General features: G+C 44.3%; 6 protein-coding genes. 3 read left to right on the plus strand and 3 right to left on the minus strand.

Going from position 1 to position 5,435, the window contains the following annotated elements:
• On the minus strand, positions 1 to 311 hold a 311-nt coding region (locus tag H6S82_RS16245; RefSeq protein ID WP_191056428.1), incomplete at its 3' end, for a Spx/MgsR family RNA polymerase-binding regulatory protein.
• Between the two features lie 190 nt (positions 312 to 501).
• Positions 502 to 1,191, minus strand: a complete 690-nt coding sequence (locus H6S82_RS16250; protein WP_190471269.1) for a hypothetical protein — start codon at positions 1,189 to 1,191, stop codon at positions 502 to 504.
• A 215-nt stretch (positions 1,192 to 1,406) separates the two neighbouring features.
• On the opposite strand from H6S82_RS16250, the gene H6S82_RS16255 reads away from it, so the two are divergent.
• From H6S82_RS16255 to H6S82_RS16265, 3 genes are all read left to right on the plus strand, one after another.
• On the plus strand, positions 1,407 to 1,820 hold the full coding sequence (locus H6S82_RS16255) for a hypothetical protein (RefSeq protein ID WP_190471266.1): 414 nt from the start codon (positions 1,407 to 1,409) through the stop codon (positions 1,818 to 1,820).
• A gap of 19 nt (positions 1,821 to 1,839) precedes the next feature.
• Positions 1,840 to 2,946, plus strand: a complete 1,107-nt coding sequence (locus H6S82_RS16260; RefSeq protein ID WP_190471263.1) for an LLM class flavin-dependent oxidoreductase — start codon at positions 1,840 to 1,842, stop codon at positions 2,944 to 2,946.
• A gap of 428 nt (positions 2,947 to 3,374) precedes the next feature.
• On the plus strand, positions 3,375 to 3,947 hold the full coding sequence (locus tag H6S82_RS16265; RefSeq protein WP_190471260.1) for a hypothetical protein: 573 nt from the start codon (positions 3,375 to 3,377) through the stop codon (positions 3,945 to 3,947).
• A gap of 424 nt (positions 3,948 to 4,371) precedes the next feature.
• Here the strand turns inward: H6S82_RS16265 and H6S82_RS16270 are convergent.
• On the minus strand, positions 4,372 to 5,435 hold a 1,064-nt coding region (locus H6S82_RS16270; protein WP_191056429.1), incomplete at its 5' end, for an amidase.

Raw genomic sequence — 5,435 nt, forward strand, 5'->3', positions numbered from 1 at the left:
CCGACAAGTACAGCTATGCCATCTTTAACGAATAGCGGACGTTTCAGCAGCATCGCATCTAGGGCAAATGCTTCAATCCATCGATCGTCTGTCCAAGAGTTCTTTACTTCGCCTAACGATCGATAGGACTGTCCGGATGTGTTTCGCATCGGTTTCGATCCCAAAGCTTTCACCCAATCAACTAACATTTCGCGAGTGGGCGGATTTTCTTTTGTGTTGATAAATTCGTACTCGATGCTGTTATCTTCAAGCCATTTTAAGGCTTTTTTGCAGGTTCCGCAGTTGGGTATTCCGTAAACTTTGAGCGACATATATTTAGGGGTTAGGGGATAGGGATTAGGGGCTAGGGGAAGAAATAGGGGCTAGGGGTTAGGGGTTAGGGGTTAGGGTAAGAAGAAACTAGAATCAAGGGTTCGATAATAGTTGTTGTGCGATCGGGCCGATCGGTAATGCGATCGATCATCTTAAGGCTTTACCGAGACTTTGGCAATCCTGTTTCGTCTAGGGCAAGAAAATTACGGCTTCTCCTCGTTCCTGAAGAAGATTTGAGTTATCTAAGCAAACTTTGATGGGTCGATCGCATACATAGCAGAGCTTTTCATAAGGAAAAATTACAGCCCAATTTTTGGCTAGTAAATCAAACGCAGACCAAATTTTTGCATCGTGACGGCAATTTAATTCAGTAATACAAAAATCAATAAAGCAGATATACTTGTTCCAGCCACAAATATAATTTCTCAGAGGATTCCATACCTGACATCCTAACTGAGTACGGAATTCCCTCTCTTGATGAGTTGATAATAAAAATCCGCTCCCCACTGGGTTAGGCAGTTTATCCCATAGTTGGCTCAGCAAAGTCAAGGATTGCGAGCTTATTTGGGAAATTGTTTGCAGCAATAGTTGATTGCGTAATTTTTCCTCGATTTTCTCGCCTAGTTTGTCTCCAATTTTCATCTGGAATGGGTTATCTAAAAATTTTACTATTTCGCTCACAGCAGGATAAATATTATCAAAAATAAGTATTTGGGGAGCTTTTAAACCAAGGGCATCATAAATTGCTATAACTGCTTCAGCTACTTGTTGACGATTAATTGGCTCAGGAGACAGTGCTATTTTTGTCCATTTTTCAAGGTAACCTGGAATCGCCGCTACTTGTGCTGGCGTAAGTTGCGTAATTTTGTGGCGTGACATATTCCATCGGTTTGTTGTGGGAAAGATTTGTTGGGTAATTGGCTCGATCGCACGAAGGGGATAAGTGCAGGAAAATCTTTGAAAAACAAGGATTTGAGCCCATTTAAGATTTTAAGCTATCATAAGTGGAGAAGAGCGAGTTTTTTAAGCGCAAGATGCGCGATCGCATCTCAAAACTCGAAAATATTTCTTTAGGCTAACGAGATTTACCCACTATGTCAGAAGCTCAAAACGAACAACCAAATGTATATACTCCCGTACAATCTAGTCCTCTAGCTAAGGTAGGAGAATTTATGTCCAATTGGAAAATCAAGGCTGGCTTAATCGGTACTGCACTTATCTCCCTGATTATTGGTGTGTTTGTATTCAATTTCTTTTGGTCGCACATAGTTGCGGGTATGGGGATGAAAGATTGGTCAAAGCGTGCTGGCGCAGCACCGATCGAGTGTATGATTAAAGACACCAACGATGATGGTTATGTAAGTTGCAGCGCTATGCTTCGAGGTGAAGTCGTACCTCTGGAATGCGGATCGAGCATTTTTAATATCGGTTGTCGAGTCAATTACGGTGCTGCTGCTGCGCCGCAGGTGCGTCCGATAGCTTTACCGAATAATGGCGGACGTTCTTGAAAGATAATAAGGATTCCCTGTGGCTCAGCCCCGATTGGAATTTAACTGGTGTTCTCCCGTATCTGGGGATGGGTTTTATTTAGGTTTACCGACTTGGGAACGTCCTCCCAGCCTGGAGTATACTGTGAAGATTTTCCAGGCGGCTGAGCGATTTGGATTTCGACAGTTGCTGATTGGAATGGGTTTTGATAACCACATTCTGGAAGCTTGGACTTTAGCTTCAGCTGCATTGGCGCTGACAACTCAGGCGGGGGCAATGGTAGCTGTGCGACCGGGGTTTTACTCGGCTCCTATTTTAGCAAAGATGGCAGCAACTCTCGATCGCATCAGTAACGGTCGTCTCTCCCTCAATATTGTGACGGGTGGACGACCGATCGAACAAGCGATGTACGGCGATTATTTGGATCGGGATGCGCGTTATCGTCGCACTCGCGAATTTATGCAAATTTGCCGTCAGTTGTGGTCGAGTACAAACGCTTTCGATCGTGAAGGTGAATTCTACAAACTCAAGCAAACTCGATTAGAAAGTTTGCCCGTCCAACCGGGAGGGCCACTGTTTTATTTTGGTGGTGCCAGCGAGATGGCGCAACAGGTTGGGGCTGAATGGGCGGATGTATATTTGATGTGGGGGGAAACGCTGCAACAAATAGGCGATCGCATCAGCCAAATGCGACAATTAGTAGCAGCAAATCAGCGGGAAAATGCAGTCAGATATGGGCTGAGAATTAATCTAGTTGCGAGAGAGACAGAAACCCAAGCAAGGGAAACTGCCCGCGAAATGCTCAAGTTTGTGCGTCCGGAAGTGTTAGAAAAAGCCCGCCGCCAGGAATTTCCCAATACCAAGCGAGAAAGTGTCGGTCAAAGTCGTCAGTGGGAATTGCGAGGTAGCGCTGATGATGATTGGTATGTTGAACCTTTGCTATGGGCTGGTGTTTCGGTAGTAAGAAGTGGCGCGGGAATGGCAATTGTTGGCAGTTACCAGCAAGTTGCAGATCGACTTTTGCAATATATCGATTTGGGAATTACAGTTTTTATTCTATCTGGTTACCCGCATTTGGAAGAGTGCGAAAATGTGGGACGAAATGTGTTGCCTTTGGTGCGAGAAGGTTATTTAAGTAAGAGGTAGAGTTAGCGTAGCGCGTAACCGCAGATTGCAATGGCTTGCGGTACACCGTTAATCTGCGTTAATCTGCGGTAAAAAAATAAATAATATTATTTCTGGTGGCATTGGTAGTATATTCGCAATCCGAAAGATTATCTGTGGGTATTAGGGGTTAAGTTTCTACCGCAGATGTCAGCAGATAAACGCAGATAAACGCAGATAAGAAAGGGATTTTTTAGGCAACGGATGCTACCGGACACGATCTCGCCGATCTGCCATTCGTTATAATTCTGTTGGTATAAATCTAAAGAAAGATGGCTTAATCCATTGGTTTAATTTAAATGTGTCTGCAAATACCTTCTCAAGACAGATTGGTTTGACCGAACGGAACGGTTAGTTTAGACCTGATAAGAAAAGATTGTCTCAATTCTAAATGAGGTCTAGCAATACCTATGTCTAATCAAATCAGACGCGATTCCAATAGTTCAGTTAATAGCAGCAACAACATTTCTGATGAAGCTGCTTATAGAGAAGGTTATCGAACTGGTAGAGATTCCGAGCGCATTATGGCAGAAGATAGGTATGTAGCTCGTGAAAATAATAGTGCAGCTACTGGTTTAACGATGGGTCTGGCTTTGGCTTTACTTGCTGGACTAGCCGGGGGTGCTTTCTACTACCTCAATCAGCGACAAGAGCCAAGTAGACAAACGGCTCCCTCTACGCAAATTGTACCTGTTCCCGTTCCTAACAACAGTCAACCTCAAACTCCCAGTCGCAACAAAGAAACTACTATTATTGAAAGAACGATCGACAAAACTAGGGATGTTGTACCCGTTCCCCAACAACCTTCAGCCGCTCCCTCTCGTGAAGAATCTTCTCAAAAGTCGTCTAATTCAGCACCGAACATTAATATCACCGTTCCTCCCGCTCAACAGCAACAAACTGAAAATAAAAGTGCGCCTGCACAATCGGAAACTAATGGCGGAAGTCAAGAAAATTCTAACTCCGATCGCTCCGATCGCTAAGTTGAGTTAGGGCTGAGTTTGCTAATACCTCAAAACCTGGGAGCTAAAAATTTTTCCCCTCCCCGTTGAGGGGGAGGGGATGGGGGTGGGGTTCCACTGTCGCAGGCTCGTCCGGTAAGAGTCGATCGCGCTGATGTAGCCCCTAAAATATAAATTCCCCGAAGATAAGGATCGGGGACATTCGGTATAGGTCTTGGTCATATGCCTACATTCTAACTCATGGAGGTTGACACTTGTCACCCTTTCGGGTAATTTTTTTTCCTGTCACCTCAAATTGCTTGCAGAGGAGTGACGCATAGGACTGAGCAAATAAAGTCGGCTTCTATGCCAAATCCCGGTCTTAAGAGCTGAAAACCGACGCAGGAACTGGATTTTTGGGCTTTCCTGCCTAAATGCCATAAAAAAATTTGACAAGAACGCATAACTATGATAAAAATTTCTCCAAAGCTGCTGCTACTTTCAGAAGTACAGCTTCTGCGGAGGGAGGGCCAATAATTTGCAAACCGATCGGTAAACCGTTTTGACTGAAACCGCAAGGTACGGAAATGGCCGGAACGCCTGTAAAGCTGAAGGGTAATATGAAGCGGCGGCTGAATTGGAAAATTTTGCTATCTGCGGTGAGGAGTGGGGCGACTGTTGGGGTTGTAGGAACGAGCAAAGCATCAATTTGGGTGAAGATTTCCAGGAATTTGGCTGTTTGCGATCGTCTAATTTCTTGGGCTTTTGCGTAAGCGGATTGGGCGATTTTCATGCCTTTCTCAAGGTCTTTACGTACTTTTTCACCAAAGTTATCGGGATTGCCGATATAATTTTGCAATATTTGATAAAATTCATAATTGCAAATAGTGTTGTAAATCTCGACATCAAATTCTTTTTCTAAGAAGGGAACTTCGATATTGACAATTTCAATTTGGAGTTGTTTGAGGAGAGTTATTGAGCGATAAATTGCCTCGGCAACTTCTCGATCGACACCTCGAAAGGAATAGTTTTTGATTGTTGCTAAGCGCAAACCTTTCAGTTGAGTTGCAGAGACAGAAATTTTATCTGAGTCAGCGATCGCATTCCATAAAATTATCGCATCTGCGACACAATTGGCCATTGGCCCAACAGTATCAAAGCTGGGAACGCGAGGGAAAATGCCATTTAAACTAATCGCTCCGTAGGTGGGTCGCAGTCCGACAATTCCCGACCAACTAGCAGGAATGCGAATCGAACCGCCTGTATCGGAACCAATTCCACCTAAGCAAAGATGTGCGGCGATCGCACTTGCTGTCCCGCTAGAAGAACCGCCGGGAGAATGATTTTGTTTCCAAGCATTATGAGTATCGCCAAAAAAGATGTTGCGTCCGGAAACATCGGCAGCTAATTCGCTTAAATTGGTTTTTCCTAATAAAATGGCTCCAGCCGAGCGCAATTTATCTATAATAGTAGCGTTGGTGTTGGGGATGCGATCGCGAAATATTTTCGATCCTACAGTGGTTGCGATTC

It is taken from the genome of Planktothrix sp. FACHB-1355, from assembly GCF_014748295.1.
GTDB classification, from domain to species: Bacteria; Cyanobacteriota; Cyanobacteriia; order Cyanobacteriales; family Aerosakkonemataceae; genus Aerosakkonema; species Aerosakkonema funiforme_A.